This window comes from Streptomyces sp. 351MFTsu5.1, from assembly GCF_000383655.1.
GTDB lineage: Bacteria > Actinomycetota > Actinomycetes > Streptomycetales > Streptomycetaceae > Streptomyces > Streptomyces griseorubiginosus.
In genome coordinates this window covers 429,997-446,024 of the sequence record NZ_KB911779.1, presented here as the reverse complement: position 1 = coordinate 446,024, position 16,028 = coordinate 429,997, and the positions used below count along the sequence as shown (strand labels likewise).

General features: G+C 71.3%; 18 protein-coding genes. 13 read left to right on the top strand and 5 right to left on the bottom strand.

Going from position 1 to position 16,028, the window contains the following annotated elements; genetic code table 11:
- The first annotated feature begins 97 nt into the window (after positions 1 to 97).
- The gene (locus H295_RS0114110) at positions 98 to 1,015 is read left to right on the top strand and encodes a transglutaminase-like domain-containing protein (RefSeq protein WP_043217487.1); all 918 of its coding nucleotides are present in this window, start codon (positions 98 to 100) and stop codon (positions 1,013 to 1,015) included.
- Here H295_RS0114110 and H295_RS0114105 read toward each other — a convergent pair.
- A complete protein-coding gene (locus H295_RS0114105; protein WP_020135982.1) occupies positions 955 to 2,286 on the bottom strand; it encodes a PucR family transcriptional regulator in 1,332 nt (443 codons plus the stop codon). The two genes, H295_RS0114110 and H295_RS0114105, sit on opposite strands and share 61 nt — an antisense overlap.
- A gap of 92 nt (positions 2,287 to 2,378) precedes the next feature.
- Here H295_RS0114105 and H295_RS0114100 point away from each other — a divergent pair, with 92 nt between their 5' ends.
- From H295_RS0114100 to H295_RS0114090, 3 genes are all read left to right on the top strand, one after another.
- Positions 2,379 to 2,846 (top strand): nucleoside deaminase, encoded by a 468-nt coding sequence (locus tag H295_RS0114100; RefSeq protein ID WP_020135981.1) that lies wholly within the window; start codon positions 2,379 to 2,381, stop codon positions 2,844 to 2,846.
- Positions 2,839 to 3,813, top strand: a complete 975-nt coding sequence (locus tag H295_RS0114095) for an isopenicillin N synthase family dioxygenase (RefSeq protein ID WP_020135980.1) — start codon at positions 2,839 to 2,841, stop codon at positions 3,811 to 3,813. The genes H295_RS0114100 and H295_RS0114095 overlap by 8 nt, the downstream gene beginning before the upstream one ends.
- Positions 3,814 to 3,893: 80 nt before the next feature.
- Entirely contained in the window at positions 3,894 to 4,703 is an 810-nt protein-coding gene (locus H295_RS0114090; RefSeq protein WP_020135979.1) for a hypothetical protein, read from the top strand.
- Positions 4,704 to 4,709: 6 nt separating this feature from the next.
- Here H295_RS0114090 and H295_RS0114085 read toward each other — a convergent pair whose 3' ends face one another.
- Together H295_RS0114085 and H295_RS0114080 are read right to left on the bottom strand one after the other, a co-directional pair.
- A complete protein-coding gene (locus tag H295_RS0114085) occupies positions 4,710 to 6,101 on the bottom strand; it encodes a purine-cytosine permease family protein (RefSeq protein ID WP_020135978.1) in 1,392 nt (463 codons plus the stop codon).
- Between the two features lie 81 nt (positions 6,102 to 6,182).
- The gene (locus H295_RS0114080; RefSeq protein ID WP_020135977.1) at positions 6,183 to 6,572 is read right to left on the bottom strand and encodes a PLD nuclease N-terminal domain-containing protein; all 390 of its coding nucleotides are present in this window, start codon (positions 6,570 to 6,572) and stop codon (positions 6,183 to 6,185) included.
- Positions 6,573 to 6,790: 218 nt separating this feature from the next.
- On the opposite strand from H295_RS0114080, the gene H295_RS0114075 reads away from it, so the two are divergent.
- Genes H295_RS0114075 through mqnP form a run of 3 tightly spaced genes read left to right on the top strand, consistent with a single transcriptional unit; the run spans position 6,791 to position 9,629 of the window.
- Positions 6,791 to 8,248 (top strand): menaquinone biosynthesis decarboxylase, encoded by a 1,458-nt coding sequence (locus H295_RS0114075; protein ID WP_020135976.1) that lies wholly within the window; start codon positions 6,791 to 6,793, stop codon positions 8,246 to 8,248.
- Positions 8,245 to 8,715, top strand: a complete 471-nt coding sequence (locus tag H295_RS0114070; RefSeq protein WP_020135975.1) for a hypothetical protein — start codon at positions 8,245 to 8,247, stop codon at positions 8,713 to 8,715. The genes H295_RS0114075 and H295_RS0114070 overlap by 4 nt, the downstream gene beginning before the upstream one ends.
- The gene (gene mqnP, locus H295_RS0114065) at positions 8,712 to 9,629 is read left to right on the top strand and encodes a menaquinone biosynthesis prenyltransferase MqnP (RefSeq protein WP_020135974.1); all 918 of its coding nucleotides are present in this window, start codon (positions 8,712 to 8,714) and stop codon (positions 9,627 to 9,629) included. The genes H295_RS0114070 and mqnP overlap by 4 nt, the downstream gene beginning before the upstream one ends.
- A 58-nt stretch (positions 9,630 to 9,687) precedes the next feature.
- Here mqnP and H295_RS0114060 read toward each other — a convergent pair whose 3' ends face one another.
- A complete protein-coding gene (locus H295_RS0114060; RefSeq protein ID WP_020135973.1) occupies positions 9,688 to 10,281 on the bottom strand; it encodes a rhomboid family intramembrane serine protease in 594 nt (197 codons plus the stop codon).
- Between the two features lie 83 nt (positions 10,282 to 10,364).
- Between H295_RS0114060 and H295_RS0114055 the strand changes: the two genes are divergently transcribed.
- The 6 genes from H295_RS0114055 to H295_RS0114030 all read left to right on the top strand — a co-directional run bounded on the left by H295_RS0114055 (position 10,365) and on the right by H295_RS0114030 (position 14,500).
- Complete coding sequence (locus H295_RS0114055; protein ID WP_078616645.1) at positions 10,365 to 11,045, top strand: UbiX family flavin prenyltransferase; 681 nt, start codon at positions 10,365 to 10,367, stop codon at positions 11,043 to 11,045.
- 116 nt (positions 11,046 to 11,161) lie between these two features.
- Positions 11,162 to 11,617 (top strand): Lrp/AsnC family transcriptional regulator, encoded by a 456-nt coding sequence (locus tag H295_RS0114050; RefSeq protein WP_020135971.1) that lies wholly within the window; start codon positions 11,162 to 11,164, stop codon positions 11,615 to 11,617.
- 38 nt (positions 11,618 to 11,655) lie between these two features.
- A complete protein-coding gene (gene mqnE / locus H295_RS0114045) occupies positions 11,656 to 12,819 on the top strand; it encodes an aminofutalosine synthase MqnE (RefSeq protein WP_020135970.1) in 1,164 nt (387 codons plus the stop codon).
- Positions 12,820 to 12,863: 44 nt separating this feature from the next.
- Positions 12,864 to 13,388: a GNAT family N-acetyltransferase gene (locus H295_RS0114040; RefSeq protein WP_020135969.1), complete on the top strand. Its 525-nt coding sequence runs from the start codon at positions 12,864 to 12,866 to the stop codon at positions 13,386 to 13,388.
- A 91-nt stretch (positions 13,389 to 13,479) separates the two neighbouring features.
- Positions 13,480 to 13,791, top strand: coding sequence for a DUF4229 domain-containing protein (locus H295_RS0114035; protein ID WP_020135968.1), 312 nt, complete (start codon positions 13,480 to 13,482; stop codon positions 13,789 to 13,791).
- Between the two features lie 46 nt (positions 13,792 to 13,837).
- Positions 13,838 to 14,500, top strand: coding sequence for a TetR/AcrR family transcriptional regulator (locus H295_RS0114030; RefSeq protein WP_043217485.1), 663 nt, complete (start codon positions 13,838 to 13,840; stop codon positions 14,498 to 14,500).
- Between the two features lie 410 nt (positions 14,501 to 14,910).
- Here the strand turns inward: H295_RS0114030 and H295_RS0114025 are convergent, their stop codons facing one another.
- Positions 14,911 to 15,741, bottom strand: coding sequence for a MaoC family dehydratase (locus H295_RS0114025; RefSeq protein ID WP_028809342.1), 831 nt, complete (start codon positions 15,739 to 15,741; stop codon positions 14,911 to 14,913).
- Positions 15,742 to 16,028: the final 287 nt, after the last annotated feature.

Sequence of the window (16,028 nt, the reverse complement as noted above, 5' to 3'; positions counted from 1 at the left end):
GGGGCCCTGGACATTTCGCGGCGAATTTTGACACGGTGGGGTGCGCCGGCCCGTATTCGAACACGTGGTCGATGACGCCTTTCGGGAGGCCGCCGCCGTGTCCCTCTCCTTCTACGCCACGCAGAGCGTGTTCTCCGACCCGGGGGAGATGGCCCCGCTGTACGCCGGGCTGCCCCGCGACCCCGCCCGACTCGCCCGGATCGTCCGGGACCTCATGATCCACCGGGTCGAGGGCGAGCTCTTCGGACACACCCACCCGACCGACCGGCTCCACAACGACGCCGAGTCCCGGTACATCGACGACATCCTGCGGCTCCTCGCCGGGCGGAACGACGCGCCCCTGACCGAACGACGGGAGCCGGGCGACCGGTTCGTCGGGATCTGCCGGGACTTCGCACTGCTGCACGTCTCCCTGCTGCGCGACGCCGGTGTGCCGGCCCGGCTGCGGTCCGGGTTCGCCGACTACTTCGGTACGACCGGCTTCCACGCCGACCACGTCGTCACCGAGTACTGGGACGAGGAGCGGGGCTGGCTGCTGGCCGACGCGCAGCTGACCGACCCCGCCGTCACCGCCCACTGGCCCGTGGACTTCGACCCGATGGACGTACCCCGGTCGCGGTTCCTCGTCGCCGGGGAGGCCTGGCGGGCGATCCGGGAGGACGGGGCGGACGAGACCGGGTTCGGGCTGCACGGGCCCGAGGACGGGCCGTTCTTCGGGGAGCGGTTCGTGGCGGGCAACATCCGGCTCGACCTTGCCGCGCTGAACAAGGTGGAGACGTTGCTGTGGGACGTGTGGGGGGCGGATGACGGGGAGCCGGGGAGTGCGCTGCCGCGGGGTGTGCGGGAGCTGTATGACCGCGTCGCGCCTGTGGTGAGCGGGGAGGTGTCGTTCGAGGCGGTGCGGAAGGTGTTTGCCGAGGAGGATTTGTTGCGGACGCCGTCTACGGTGACTTGTTATGCGCCCTTCAACGGAACCAGTTCGGTGACCTTGCGGGAGGCGGCGGTTCGGAGGTAGTTCGTCTGCGGGTGTGTGGGGGCTGGTCGCGCAGTTCCCCGCGCCCCTGAAGGGCGTTGAGCGACCCGGTATGCGCATGTTGCTGTCAACAACTCACCCAGCAGGTCGGGATTGTTGATCTCAAGGCCCAGCAACGACTCGATGCGTTCCAGGCGCTGGTAGAGGGACTGGCGGCCTATGTGGAGCAGGGCGGCCGTGCGGGTCGGGGAGCAGCCGTTCCGCAAGTGGGTCTCCAGGGTGCGGACCAGGTCGCTCGGGTGGGCGGCCTCCCAGGTCAGCAGCGGGCCCAGGGTGTGCTGGACCAGGGCGGTCAGGCGGTCCCGGTTGGCGTCGATCCCGCCCCGGGTCAGCTCCCGTTCCAGGGCCAGAGCCCTCGACGAGGTCACCAACGGGCCGTCGGGGGCGGCCGGTTCCGCCGCGGGCACCGTCAGCGCCAGTTCCAGGGTCGTACGGGCCGTCCGCAGGGTGTCGCTCCAGCGCAGCCAGCCGGCGTCCCCGGCCACCGCGTGGCCCACCGCCACCGTGAGGCCGGGGTCGGCCACCGTGCGGAAGACCTCCTGCACCCCCTTCACCGGGTCACCGGAGCGGGTTCCGGGCAGGGACAGCAGGGCCAGGACGTCCCCGGCGAACGCGGCCCGCATCGCCCCGGCCCCGCCCAGCAGCCGTACCGCGCGGTCGACGGTGCCGGCGTCCCGGGTGCCGTGCAGCGACACCCCGATCAGGCGGGCTCCGGGCCCCGGGTGGAACCCGGCCAGCGCCGCCCGCGCCTCCACCTCCGGCTGGTTCAGCGCCGCCCCGTCGGCGAGGTCGGCCAGCAGGGCCGCCGTATGGTCGTCGCCCCACGGCCGTACGACCGCACGGCCCGACAGTCCACGGGCCACGATCGCCCGGTTGGCGGCCTCCGTGATCCGCACGAAGGGCACCACCCGGTGCAGGGCCACGAGGGGCAGTTCGCGGCGCTGGGCCTCGTCCACCACCTCGGCGGGCATGGCGGGCAGGGACCGGCCCACCTCCACCGCGAGGCCCGCCGCGCCCCGGGCGGCCAGCTCGCGGACGTAACGGCGGCGGGACTCCTCGTCGGGGTCGGCGAGGCCGAAACCGTTGGTGAGCAGCAGCTCACCGCCGTCCAGGAAGTTGGCGCCCTCGTAGACCTCGCTGGAGTGGACCCAGCGGACGGGGCGGTCCAGGCCGGTGTGGCCGGCGAGCAGCTCGGGCTCGGAGGCGCGGACCGGATCGAGCGCCAGGATTTCGCGGAGGGTGAGCGCGGGCATGGATGCCTCCCGACAGTTCGTCCGGCTGTGGGCTGCCCGGAGAGTACTTTCCGCACGTTGCCCTCGTGTTTCGGCCACAGGAGAGTGAGGACATGAACACTCCGGACCCCTTGGACCAGGCGACGGCACGCCGCTGGCTCGCCACCGCCGTGGCGGAGGCCCGCACCGGGCTCGCCGAGGGCGGCATCCCGATCGGCGCCGCGCTCTACGGCGCCGACGGCACCCTTCTCGGGCGCGGCCACAACCGGCGCGTCCAGCACGACGACCCCTCGGTGCACGGCGAGACGGACGCCTTCCGGGCGGCGGGGCGGCAGCGGTCGTACCGTGGCACGACCATGGTGACCACGCTCTCCCCGTGCTGGTACTGCTCGGGGCTGGTCCGCCAGTTCGGCATCTCGCGTGTGGTGATCGGCGAGGCCGCCACCTTCCACGGCGGGCACGACTGGCTGGCCGAGCACGGGGTGGAGATCGTGCTGCTCGACGATCCCGAGTGCGTCCGGATGATGACCGACTTCATCGAGAAGAACCCCGCACTGTGGAACGAGGACATCGGTGACTGACACCTCCCGGCCGCGCATCCCGACCATCGACCTCGGGCCCTGGCTCTCCGGCGACCCCGACGCTCGCGCCGCCATCGCCCGCACCCTCGACGAGGCCCTCCAGACCGCCGGGTTCTTCCTGGTCACCGGGCACGGTGTCGACCCGGCGCTGCGTGCGGGCATCCGGGAGGCGGCGCGGTCCTTCTTCCGGCTGCCCGCGGAGACCAAGCAGGCCTACGAGGCGAAGGTCGGCGGCCGGGGCTGGCTGGGACCCGGCGCCGAGGCCAACGGCTACTCCGAGGGCACCGAGACCCCGCCCGACCTCAAGGAGTCGCTGACCTTCGCCACCCACGAGCCCTTCGAGGACCCGGTCGTCAACGCGGAGTGGTACGCGCCGAACGTCTGGCCGACCGAGGTCCCCGGACTGCGTGAGCTGTGCGAGGAGTACCTGGGGCGGATGGCGGAACTGGAGAAACAGCTGCTGACGCTCCTCGGGGAGGCCCTCGGGCTCGAACCCGACTTCTTCTCCCGGCACATGGACCATCCCACGTACGGCTTCAACATCAACTGGTACCCCGGTACCGAGGTGATCGGGGAGCCGCAGCCGGGGCAGTTCCGCATCGGCCCGCACACCGACTTCGGCACGGTCACCATCCTCGACCGGCAGGCCGGCAAGGGCGGGCTCCAGGTCTTCACGGACGAGGGCGGCTGGGAGGACGCCCCCTTCGACCCCGACGCCTTCACCATCAACATCGGTGACCTGATGGCCCGTTGGACGGGCGACCGCTGGTGCTCCGGCCGCCACCGGGTGCTGCCGCCGCCCGCGGACGCGCCCGCCGAGGAGCTGATGTCCCTGGTCTACTTCGGCGAGTGCACCCCCGGCACGATCGTCGAGTCCGTCCCGGCCCCGGTCGGCCGGGTGCCCCACGAACCGGTCGACTCCCACGAGTACTTGAGGGCCAAGCTGGACTCGATCACGGTCGACTGAGGGCCCTTGCAAGCCCTCCGGCAAGGGCGGATACAGTTCGACGGCCGTCTTCCGAGGCGGCCGTCGAAGCTGGGGGAGACATGAGGAAGCGTGCCGTCGCGCGTGGCCTGGTGTACGTGGCGATCGCTCTGGTCGCCGGGGCCGCGGGCGTGGGTGGCACGCTGCTGCGCCAGCGGCTCACCGCCCCTGACACGACAGCCGTCGACGCGCAGGCCGCCGCCCTCGCCCAGGACCTGCGCAAGGACCTCAACGCCGGCTTCTACTCGGCGGGCGGCGGCACCTACGGCGGCCCGTTCACCGAGGGCACGCTGGTCGCACAGACCGAGGAGCACGGCGGGGTGTTGCTCAGCGTTCGGTCCGCGGGCCTGACGCACACGGCGGAGGTGATGCTCGGGCTGGTGCCGCCCACCGGGGCCACCGTCGACGCCGACGCCTACCCGGTCCGCTGCTACCGCATCGCCTTCGCCCGCGGCCCGGGCAGTGTGCGGCGGACCCCCTCCACCTGCCCGGCCGTCCGGGCGGACGGCCGACCGGGCAGTCCCGTCGCCCAGTTGGGCGCGCTGCTCGCCCGGCTGCCCGCCAACCCGTACCGCGCGACGTCGGCCGCCGGTTACGACCACACCCGCCGGGGCGCCACGGACTTCCTGAAGGGCGGGGAGCTGGTCTCCGCCTGGGACACCGTGACCGATGTCGCGGGCCGGGAGACAGGCGACGACGTGTACGCCGTCGCCCTGCGCGTCAACGGTGTCTGCCACTACCTGCGGATGTCCTCCGACGCCGACCTGGTCCCGCTGTGGACCGCCCCGGCCGACGAACAGCACACCTGCACGGCCCGACAGGCGGTCACGGCCTCCGCGTTGTACGGGAGCGACCCGGCGAAGGAGGGCTGACCCCCCTCACCGCTGGGGCGACCGCCTCCGCAGCGCCGCGTACAGCAGTGCGCTCAGGGCGAAGCCCACCACCGGGGTGATGTCGCCGAACGACGGCCAGTGCTTCGGTACGTAGCCGACGTAGTCCTCCTGGTTGGAGAAGAGCGGGACCGAGACCGCCACGCCGATCAACAGGGCCGCGAACCCCGGCCAGTTGGTGAAGGAGCGGTCGGTCAGGCGGGCGGACAGGACCTCGTCGGCGTCCCGGCGGCGCAGCAGCCGTTCGACCAGGACCACGCCCAGCCAGGGCGCCACCCAGTACGCGATCACCAGCAGGAACGCCTCGTAGGCCGCCCCCGCGTCGGAGAGCGACGCCCACGCCGCCGCCGTACCCGCGACCCCGGACACCACCACGAGCACGCTGCGGCTCAGCCAGGCCGGGAGGTTCAGACCGAAGGAGGCGATGGAGATCGCGCCGGAGTACACGTTGAGGGCGTTCGCCGAGACCCCGCCCAGGATGATCGCGATCAGCACCAGGTCGCCGAGCCAGCCCGGCAGGTGCCCGGTGAAGGCCGCCGTCGGGGTGGCGTCCTTCGGGGCCACGATCGTCGCCGAGGCCGCACCGATCACGGCCACCACCGAGACCGACAGGAACAGGCCGAGCGCCGGGTAGAGGATCGTCCGGGCCCTGTTCGCGGTACGGGGGAGATAGCGGGAGTAGTCCGCGGCGTACGGGTTCCAGCCCGCCGCGTAGCCCCAGGCCGCGCTGAACGCCAGCAGGAAGCCGCCGACGCCGCCGCCCGTGCCGCCCCCGCCGAGGTGGGCGTCCTTGAAGGTCCACACCCCGGCCAGCAGGAAGATCACCGCGAGGGCGGGGAAGGCGTACTTCTCGAAGACGTGCACGAAGTTGTGGCCGATGAAGCCGATGAGGATCTCGGCGGCCACCACGAGCAGCAGCGACGGCAGCGGTCGCAGGCCGGTCAGGGTGTTCAGCGCGAAGGCCGCGCTGACGCTGTTGACCGCGAACCAGCCGACGCCCGCCACCAGGCCGTTGGCCGCGGCGGGCAGGATGTTGCCGAAGTAGCCGAAGGAGAGGCGGCCGACGACCATCTGCGGGACCCCGAACCTGGGCCCGTCCAGGGACAGCACGCCCTGGGTGAGCGCGCCGAGCGCGGTGCCGAGCACGATGGCGGCCGTGGCCTGCCAGAAGCTCAGTCCGAAGAACAGGACGGCGATCACGCCGATGAAGACGGTCGCGAACTCGATGTTCGGGGAGGCCCAGGTCCACAGCAGCTGGAGCGGGCTGCCGTGGCGTTCGGACTCGGGAATCGCTTCCGAGCCGGCCGATTCGACGGCGATGACCTTGTCGCCGTAGGCGGGGGCGAGAGTGCCGGCGGAGTCGGCGGGAGCTGTCGTCATGCGAGGTAAGTGTCCGGCCCCCGCCCGCCTCCGCCCAGGGGCGAGATGTCCGCTTCGGGGGGCTCGGCGGCGTACAGCTTGTCAGTCGCCCTTCGGCTCCTCGCCGGCCTCCCGGCGCTTCAGCTCCTCCTCGCGGCGGCGCAGGTCCGCCTCCCAGTCCTTCAGCAGGGCCTCGTCCTTTTTGTTCTCGGCCTTGAGGGAGTTCAGGAACTCGGGGTTGTCGTCGGGGGCGACGTACTCCATGCGGTGGTTGCGGTGCCACTCGGAGGGGGTGCGGCCGCCCGTCGGCGGGGTGCGCAGCTTGCCCGCGGCGAGCCAGGCGATCGGGCCGACGATCCAGAACAGCAGGATGATGAAGACCCAGGCGATCTTGGGCAGGTGCTTCGCCTCGTCCTCGGGGGTGTTGAGGCAGTCGATGAACGCGTAGATCGTCAGCGCCAGCGGGATCAGGTACATCAGCAGCCGGAACATGTGCTTTTGGCCCCCAGGGAAGTATGTGCGAAGCCTGTGACAGGCCCCCCGACGGGGTCAGGGTAGCGGCTCGACACCGCACCCTCGCCTTCGCCGGCGGCCGGCTTCGCGGCCGGGGCATCGGGCTGCACCGTGCCGCGGCCCGGGCGGGGTCCGCGCCGAGGGTGAGCGGTGGGGCGGGCGTCGGGGTCGGGCGGGGCTCGGCGATACTGGGGGGCATGGCTTACGACGATCTTCGCTCCCTGCTCAGGGCACTGGAACGCGAGGGAGACCTCAAGCGGATCAAGGCCGAGGTCGACCCGTATCTGGAGGTCGGGGAGATCGTCGACCGGGTGCAGAAGGCGGGCGGGCCCGCGCTGCTTTTCGAGAACGTCCGCGGCTCCGCGATGCCGCTCGCCATGAACGTCTTCGGGACCGACCGGCGGCTGCTGAAGGCCCTGGGCCTGAAGTCGTACGGCGACATCTCCGACAAGATCGGCGGGCTGCTGCGTCCCGAACTGCCGCAGGGCTTCGTGGGGGTGCGCGAGGCCTTCGGGAAGCTCGGCTCGATGGTGCACGTCCCGCCGAAGAAGGTGAAGTCCGACAACGCCCCGGTCCAGGAGGTCGTCCTCACCGGCGACGACGTCGACCTCGACCAGCTGCCCGCCCTGTTCACCTGGCCGCAGGACGGCGGGTCCTTCTTCAACCTCGGACTCACCCACACCAAGGACCCCGAGACCGGCATCCGCAACCTCGGGCTCTACCGGCTCCAGCGCCACGACAAGCGCACGATCGGCATGCACTGGCAGATCCACAAGGACAGCCGCAACCACTACCAGGTGGCCGCCCGGCGCGGTGAACGCCTGCCGGTCGCGATCGCCTTCGGCTGCCCGCCCGCCGTGACCTACGCCTCCACCGCCCCGCTCCCCGGCGACATCGACGAGTACCTCTTCGCCGGGTTCATCGCGGGCAAGCGGATCGAGATGGTGGACTGCAAGACGGTCCCGCTCCAGGTCCCGGCGCAGGCCGAGGTGGTCATCGAGGGCTGGCTGGAGCCGGGGGAGATGCTGCCCGAGGGGCCGTTCGGCGACCACACCGGGTTCTACACCCCGCAGGAGCCGTTCCCCGCGCTGACCATCGACTGCGTGACCATGCGCAAGCGCCCGCTGCTCCAGTCGATCGTGGTGGGCCGCCCGCCGACCGAGGACGGCCCGCTGGGCCGCGCCACGGAACGCTTCTTCCTCCCCCTGCTGAAGATCATCGTCCCGGACATCGTGGACTACCACCTTCCCGAGGCGGGCGGCTTCCACAACTGCGCGATCGTCTCGATCGACAAGAAGTACCCCAAGCACGCGCAGAAGGTGATGCACGCGGTCTGGGGCGCGCACATGATGTCGCTGACCAAGCTGATCGTGGTCGTCGACGCCGACTGCGACGTCCACGACCTGCACGAGGTCGCCTGGCGCGCGCTGGGCAACACCGACTACTCCCGTGACCTGTCCATCGTCGAAGGACCGGTCGACCACCTCGACCACGCCTCCTACCAGCAGTTCTGGGGCGGCAAGGCGGGCATCGACGCCACGAGGAAGTGGCCCGAGGAGGGGTACACACGGGACGGCGGCTGGCCCGAGATGGTGCTGTCCGACCCGGAGACGGCGGCGAAGGTCGACCGCCGGTGGAAGGAGTACGGCCTGTGAGCCCCATCCCCGCGGGCGGCCCGGCCCTGTTCATCGGCACCGACACCGACTACGTGGCGCTCGTGCGGCCCCAGCTGGACCCGGACGACCCGGGTGTGCGGGAGGCCGCCGAGCAGGCGGGCGTCTCCCCGGAGGAGCTGGCCGGCCCCGGCGACACCTGGGCGGTCCTCTTCGAGCGCGGCGGCGACGGTGACGGCTTCGAGCTGCCCGGTGTGCGCGACGCGGAACCCGCCGACTTCGCGGAGCGGCTGCGTGCGGAACTCCTCGCGGCCTCCGGTCCCTTCACGGTCGACGGGGGAGCGGCGCTGCGGCTGGAGGCCCGCCCGGCCGACGCGGACGCATACGCCTTCACCGCGTACATCACCCCGCCCGACGACGTCCTGACACCGCTGACCGTGGAGACGGGACCGCTGCCCGCCGCCGCACTCCTGACCGACCTCGACGCCTTCCTCGGGAGCCTCGCATGATGACCACCGCCGACGGGGTCGTGGGTCCGGTACCGCAGCCGACCGGCAAGGTGAAGGGCTTCCTGCGGCTCGTGATGATCGAGCACTCGGTCTTCGCGCTGCCCTTCGCGTACATCGCCGCGCTGACCGCGATGTACGAGTGGGACAAGAACATCCACTGGGGGCGGCTGCTCCTGGTGACGATCTGCATGGTCGGCCTGCGGACCTTCGCGATGGCCGTCAACCGGATCATCGACCGGGAGATCGACGCCCGCAATCCCCGTACGGCCCAGCGGGAGCTGGTCACCGGGGCGATGTCGGTGAAGCACGCCTGGACCGGGGCGCTGGTCGCGGTCGTGGTGTTCCTCGGCTCGGCCGCCCTGCTCAACCCGCTGTGCCTGGCCCTCGCTCCGGTCGCGGTGATCCCGATGGTGGTCTACCCGTACGGCAAGCGGTTCACGAACTTCCCGCAGGCCATCCTCGGCCTCGCCCAGGCGATGGGCCCGGTCGGCGGCTGGCTCGCGATCACCGGGGAGTGGTCCTGGGACGCGGTGATCCTCGGTCTCGCGGTCGGCATCTGGATCGGCGGGTTCGACCTGATCTACGCCTGCCAGGACGTGGAGACGGACCGGGAGACCGGCGTCATGTCGGTACCGGCGCGGTTCGGCATCCCGGCGGCGATCCGGGGAGCGCGGGTCTGCCACGTCCTGACGACGGCCCTGCTCGTCTGGTACGCGGTCGCCACGGACGCGGGCGGGTTCTTCTGGGTGGGACTGATGATCGTCGCGGGCGCGTTCGTGTACGAGCACTCGATCGTGCGGCCGCATGATCTGTCCCGGCTGAACCGGGCGTTCTTCAGCGTCAACGGGTTCATCGGGATCGCGTTGTTCGTGTGTGCGCTGCTGGATCTGCTGGTGCGGGGGCTCACGGTCTGAGGCGGGTTCGTTGTGGGCTGCGGGCCGGTGGGGGCTGGCCGCGCAGTGCCCCGCGCCCCTAAGTTGCTACAGGTCCCCGGCGTCGAAACGCGAACGCCGCCGCGACCCCTGCCGCGAGGCCCAGCAGGTGGCCCTGCCAGCTGACTCCCGACTGGGTCGGAGCCAGGCCGATCACGATCGACGTGCCCCAGACCGCGGCCACCAGCAGGCCGACCAGGACGCCCAGCGGGCGGCGCTCCACGAAGCCCGCCACCACCAGGAAGCCGAACAGGCCGAAGATCAGGCCCGATGCGCCCGCCGTGTTGGTGTGGGCCGGGGCTATGAGCCAGACGCCGAGGCCGTCGGCCACGATGATGGCCGCGCAGACCATGGCGAAGCGCCGGATGCCGCCGAGGGCCGCGAGGAACCCCATCACCAGCAGCGGGACGCTGTTCGCGGCCACGTGGGCGAAGCCGAAGTGGATGAACGCGGCCGGCACGACGTCGACCAGCTCGGACGGGGTGCGCGGGGTGATGCCGAAGCCGTCCAGGGCGTGGCCGCTCGCCACGTCGACCACTTCCAGCAGCCACAGCAGCGCGACCCAGCCCAGCATCAGCTTGGCCGCGGCCTTAGCCCGGTCTCCGCGCGACCACTCGAGTTCTGTGCCCGTCATGACAGTCCCCTCCCCGTGTTCAGAAGAACGCCCGGCCCCCCTTGACCGGTTCCCACCCTGCGACGCCGGATAGGCTCGGGGGTGTGAACCCAGTCAAGCCAGGAGAGACACGGCGTACACCTTGGATCGTAGGGGTGTCCGGCGCCTCCGGCACCCCGTATGCCGCGTCTGTGCTGCGCGCGCTCCTCGCCGCCGGGGAGAGCGTCGACCTGGTGGTCTCCCGGGCCTCGCGGCTCACCCTCCTCGACGAGACCGGCATCTCCTTCAGGGACGCGCACTGGCGTGAGGACCTGGGGGAATGGCTGGCCCGCGGCGCCGACGGCAAGCCCGCGAGCTTCGACGCCGACCTCGACGCGGTGCGGTACTGGAGCGCCGGGGACCTGGCCGCGGGGCCGTCCTCGGGGTCGTACGCCACGAAGGGGATGCTCGTCGTGCCGGCCTCCACGGCCTGTGTCGCGGGCGTCGCCCTCGGTCTGTCGAAGGATCTGCTCCAGCGCGCGGCGAGCGTCACACTGAAGGAGCGCCGGCCGCTGGTCGTCGCGGTACGGGAGACCCCCCTGAACGGGCAGACCCTCCGGCACCTCGTCACGCTGGACGACGCCGGCGCGAGCGTGGTCCCGGCCTCGCCGGGCTTCTACGCGGGCGCCACCCACATCCAGGACCTGGTGGACTTCGTCGCCGGGCGGGTGCTGGACGCGGCGGGCGTCGAGCACGGTCTGTACCGGCGCTGGCGGGGCGCGCTGGGCGGCGGCAGCGCCGACTGACGGGGCAGGGGCACGGGAGCGCAGCAGCACAGGCCCGCAGGAGCACAGGGTCACAGGGCACGTCGCAGTACCACTCAGCACTTTCAGGAACTTTTTCAGCGGAAGGCATCGATCGCATGGACGCGGTGGACAGGCAGCTCATCCAGGCCCTGAGGGAGAACGGCCGGGCCTCGTACGCGGAGCTGGGGCGCCTCGTCGGTCTGTCGGGACCCAGCGTCACCGACCGCATCAACCGGCTGGAGGCGGCCGGGGTCATCACCGGTTACCGCGCCACCGTCGACGCCGCCTCGCTCGGTCTCGGCGTGATCGCGCTCATCGGCATCTCGCTGTCCGACGCGGCCGACCACGAGGACGTGGCCATGCGGCTGCGGGACCTCACCGAGATCGAGGACTGCTGGTTCATCGCGGGCGACGACTCGTACATGCTGAAGGTGCGGGCGTCGGACGTCGACGGCCTGGAGAAGACCATCCGGCGGCTGTCCGGGACCAAGGGCGTCTCCCGCACCCGGACCACGATCGTGCTCTCCACGAAGTGGGAGAACCGGGTCGGAGAGCTGCCCGAAGAGGCGTAGACGTACGGTGGGACAGGTCGTCGTAGAAAGGGTGTCGCATGGACGTCGGGCTCAAGCGCGAGCTGGAGGAGAAGGTCAGGGCCGGTGAGCGCCTGACCCGTGAGGACGGCATCGCGCTGTACGAGTCGGACGACCTGGCGTGGCTGGGCGGACTCGCGCACGAGGTGCGGACGCGGAAGAACGGCGACGTCGTCCACTTCAACGTCAACCGGCACCTCAACATGACCAACGTGTGCACGGCGTCCTGCGCCTACTGCTCCTTCCAGCGCAAGCCGGGGGAGAAGGACGCGTACACGATGCGCATTGAGGAGGCGGTGAAGCTCGCCAAGGCGATGGAGGGCGAGAACCTCACCGAACTGCACATCGTCAACGGCCTGCACCCGAACCTGCCGTGGCGGTACTACCCGCGGTCGCTGCGCGAGCTCAAGGCGGCCCTCCCGAACGTCTCCCTGAAGGCCTTCACGGCGACGGAGATCCACCACTTCGAGACGATCTCGGGCATGTCGGCGTCGGAGATCCTCGACGAGCTGATCGACGCGGGCCTGGAGTCGCTGACCGGCGGTGGCGCGGAGATCTTCGACTGGGAGGTCCGCCAGCACATCGTGGACCACCGCACCCACTGGGAGGACTGGTCCCGGATCCACCGCCTGGCGCACGAGAAGGGTCTGAAGACCCCGAGCACCATGCTGTACGGCCACATCGAGGAGCCGCGGCACCGGGTCGACCACGTCCTGCGGCTGCGTGAGCTCCAGGACGAGACCGGCGGCTTCCAGGTCTTCATCCCGCTGCGCTACCAGCACGACTTCGTGGACGTGAAGGACGGCAAGGTCAGGAACCGCCTCCAGGCGCGGACGCAGATGGCGACCGGTGCGGAGGCCCTGAAGACCTTCGCGGTCTCCCGTCTCCTCTTCGACAACGTCCCGCACGTGAAGGTCTTCTGGGTCATGCACGGCGTCCAGACCGCGCAGCTGGCCCTCCAGCACGGCGCGGACGACATGGACGGGTCGGTCGTCGAGTACAAGATCACCCACGACGCGGACAACTACGGCACGCCCAACAAGCTGACCCGCGAGGATCTGCTGGACCTGATCCGGGACGCGGGATTCCGGCCGGTGGAGCGGAACACGCGGTACGAGATCATCCGCGAGTACGAGGGGCCGGACGCGGGGCGTCGCGAGGCTCCGCAGCCGATGCGGCTCTGAGGCCGAGCCCGGAAGCGGTGGATCGTAAGGGGTATGATGCTGCCGTGCCCCTTACGTTTACTCTCGACCCGCCCGTCACCCCCGCCCTCCGCGACGGCGTCCTCGACCTGTGGACGGACGTCTCCAACGCGGGCGGTGCCGTCGGTTTCGTCGCGCCCGTGGAGCGGGAGACGGTACGCCCCGAGCTGGTGAGGCACTTCGTGGCGATGGCGGAGGGCCGTACCCGGCTGCTCGTGGGGCAGGACGGCGAGGGGAAGGTGGCCGCAGCCGCTTTCCTCACGCTCAACTCGCACCGGCTGATGACCCACTGGCTGTGGCTGTACACCGTGATGGTCCACCCCCGTCATCAGGGCAAGGGCTACGGCCGTGACCTGCTCGGCGCCGCCGCGGACGCGGCCCGCGGGATCGACGGCATCGAGGCGATACGGCTCACCTGCCGCGGCGGCCTCGGTCTGGAGCGCTTCTACGGCTCCTGCGGCTACAAGGAGGTCGGCCGGATCCCCGGTGCGATCCGGGTCGCGCCGGACGACGACCGCGACGACGTGATCATGCTGCTGCCGCTGCACTGACCCCCGTCGAAGATCGGGTGCCCGGCGTGCTTCACTGGACGGTGCCCCTTTGTGGTGTTCAGAACCGTTCGAAACGGAAGAGTGGATTGACATGCTCCGCTACACGCTGATGCGCCTCGGGATCTTCGTGGGCTGCCTCGTGGTCGTCTGGGGCCTCGTCTACGCCGGTCTCTTCCCGCGCGGTCTCGGCTCCTCCAACGGCATGTGGATCGTCCTGCTCTCCCTGCTGATCTCGGCCCCGATCAGCTTCGTCGCCCTGCGCAAGGAGCGCGACCGCGCCTCCGTCCAGGTCGCCCAGCGCGTCGACCGCATGAAGGCCAACCTGGACGCCAACCGCAGCCAGGAGGACGAGACGGCCGACGAGGCCGGTCACTCCCAGGGGCAGGCCCCGCAGGCCTCCTGAGCACAACGGCCCCGCCGCCGCGCGCACATGACCGTACGCTGTGGTCATGGGTGTCGTGAAGAGCAAGCGGATGCCGCGCGCGGTGCGGGAACAGCAGATGCTGGACGCGGCCGTGGAGATCTTCGGGCAGCGTGGGTACATGGCCGCCTCCATGGACGAGATCGCCGAACTCGCCGGGGTGTCCAAGCCGTTGGTCTACCTGTACCTGAACTCCAAGGAAGACCTCTTCACCGCGTGCATCCGCCGGGAGGCCGCCGCGCTCACCGAGGCCGTGCGGACGGGGGTGCGGACCGAGCTGCCCGCCGACCGGCAGCTGTGGGACGGGCTGCTGGCCTTCTTCACGCACACCTCGCAGCACCCGCACGCCTGGTCCGTGCTGCATCTCCAGGCCCGGATCCACGGTGAGGCGTTCGTCGCCGAGGTCACCGCGATGCGGGAGGAGATCGTCGCGTTCGTGACCCAGCTGATCGTGGTCGCCGCCCGTGCGGCGCACCGCGACCCCGATCTGCCCGAGCGCGAGGTCGCCGGGCTCGCCGAGGCCCTCGTCGGCGCCGCGGAGTCCCTGGCGGCCTGGGGCAACGCGACCTCCGGGGTGACGGCACGGCAGTCCGCGGCCACCCTCATGAACTTCGCCTGGGCCGGGCTCGGCAACCTGATGGAGGGCCGGCCCTGGTCGCTCCCGCAGGAGGCGGAGCAGCCCGTCCTGTGACGCGGCCCCGTCGGCGACGTCCACGCCGGTTCCCGCACGACGGACACTGGGGAACGCCTCCCTCCGTCCGTACTTTCATGCCCATGAAGAAGACCAGGGGCGGGGACCCGCAGAAGACCGACACCGCCTCAAGGGCGAGACCCTGCACGAGTGCACCCTCACCGCCTCCCTCGTCGGCGGCGCGGACATCGACCTCACCGACATCGACATTCCCGACGGCGCCGAGCTCCGCGTCACCAAGCTGAGCCTGATCGGCGGCGTCAGCCTCAAGGTCCGCCCCGACGTCCGCGTCTAGGTCCACGGCATCCGTCTCGGCGGGGTGAAGGACGACGGCCCCACCGAGCCGTCAGCCGTGGCTGAACGAGCCGTCACGGCAGGGGCAGGCGCAGGGGGCAGGCGTCGGGGCGGCGCTACGGCAGCGGATCCACCCGCCCGCTGACGTGCACGCGGCCGTCCTCGCCGCACAGTTCGAAGCGCTCCCCGTTCGCCGCGTACGTCACCGTCCCCGGGAGCAGTACCGGCGCCCTGAACTCCGCCCGGACCAGGGACGCCTGGGGGGTGCCGTGGGCCGCCAGGCAGCGGGCCGCCGTCCACATGCCGTGCGCGATCGCCCTCCTGAAGCCGAAGAGGCGGGCCGTGAGCGGGTACAGGTGGATCGGGTTGCGGTCGCCGGACGCGGCGGCGTACCGCCGTCCCACGTCCCCGGCCAGCCGCCACTCGTCGAGTCCGGGCAGCGGCTCATGCGTCTCCCGCGCCCGCTCCTCGCCGGTCGCCTCGGTGCGGTGCCGTGCCAGATACGTGCTCACCGACTCCCATACGACGTCCTCGCCCACCCGCAGTTCGGTGACCACCGAGGCCTCCGTACCGCGTCGGTGCGGCGCCAGTCCTTCGACGTGCACGGAGAGTTCGTACTCCCCGGTCGCCGTCAGCTCCCGGTACCGGGTGACCTCGATCGACGTGTGCACCAGCCCGAGCAGCGGCAGCGGGAAGTCCGGGCCGCTCATCAGGCTCATCGCCAGCGGGAAGCCCAGCACATGCGGATACGTCACCGGCAGCGCGTCCTCCCCGGTCGGGAACCCGCACACCCGCTCGTACGCGGCCAGCCGGGCCAGGTCGACCCGCAGCCCGCGCAGCACGAGCCGGGTCCTCGGGAACTCGGCGCCGGCGGAGGGCCGCTTGAAGGGCGACCGCAGAGCACCGACGACGAACAGCGGCCCGAGCGAGGGCGACCGGGCAAGCACCCGCGCCGGGCTGACGGGGTCCTGCGGGGCGGGAGGCGGGTTCTCGGGGCGCGTGCCTCCGGCGCCGACCGAACCGGCGGTGGTCGAGCCGCCGACGGCCGAACTGGCGGGGGTCGATCCGGTGGAGGCCGAGTCCGCGGTGGCCGAGCCGCTGTTGGTCGAGGCGTCCGTGGGTGAACTGGCGGGGGTCGACTCGGTGGTGGTCGAGTCCGCGGTGGCCGAGCCGTCGGCGGTCGATCCGGTGGAGGCCGAACCGCTGTTGGTGGAGGCGTCCGTGGGTGAACTGG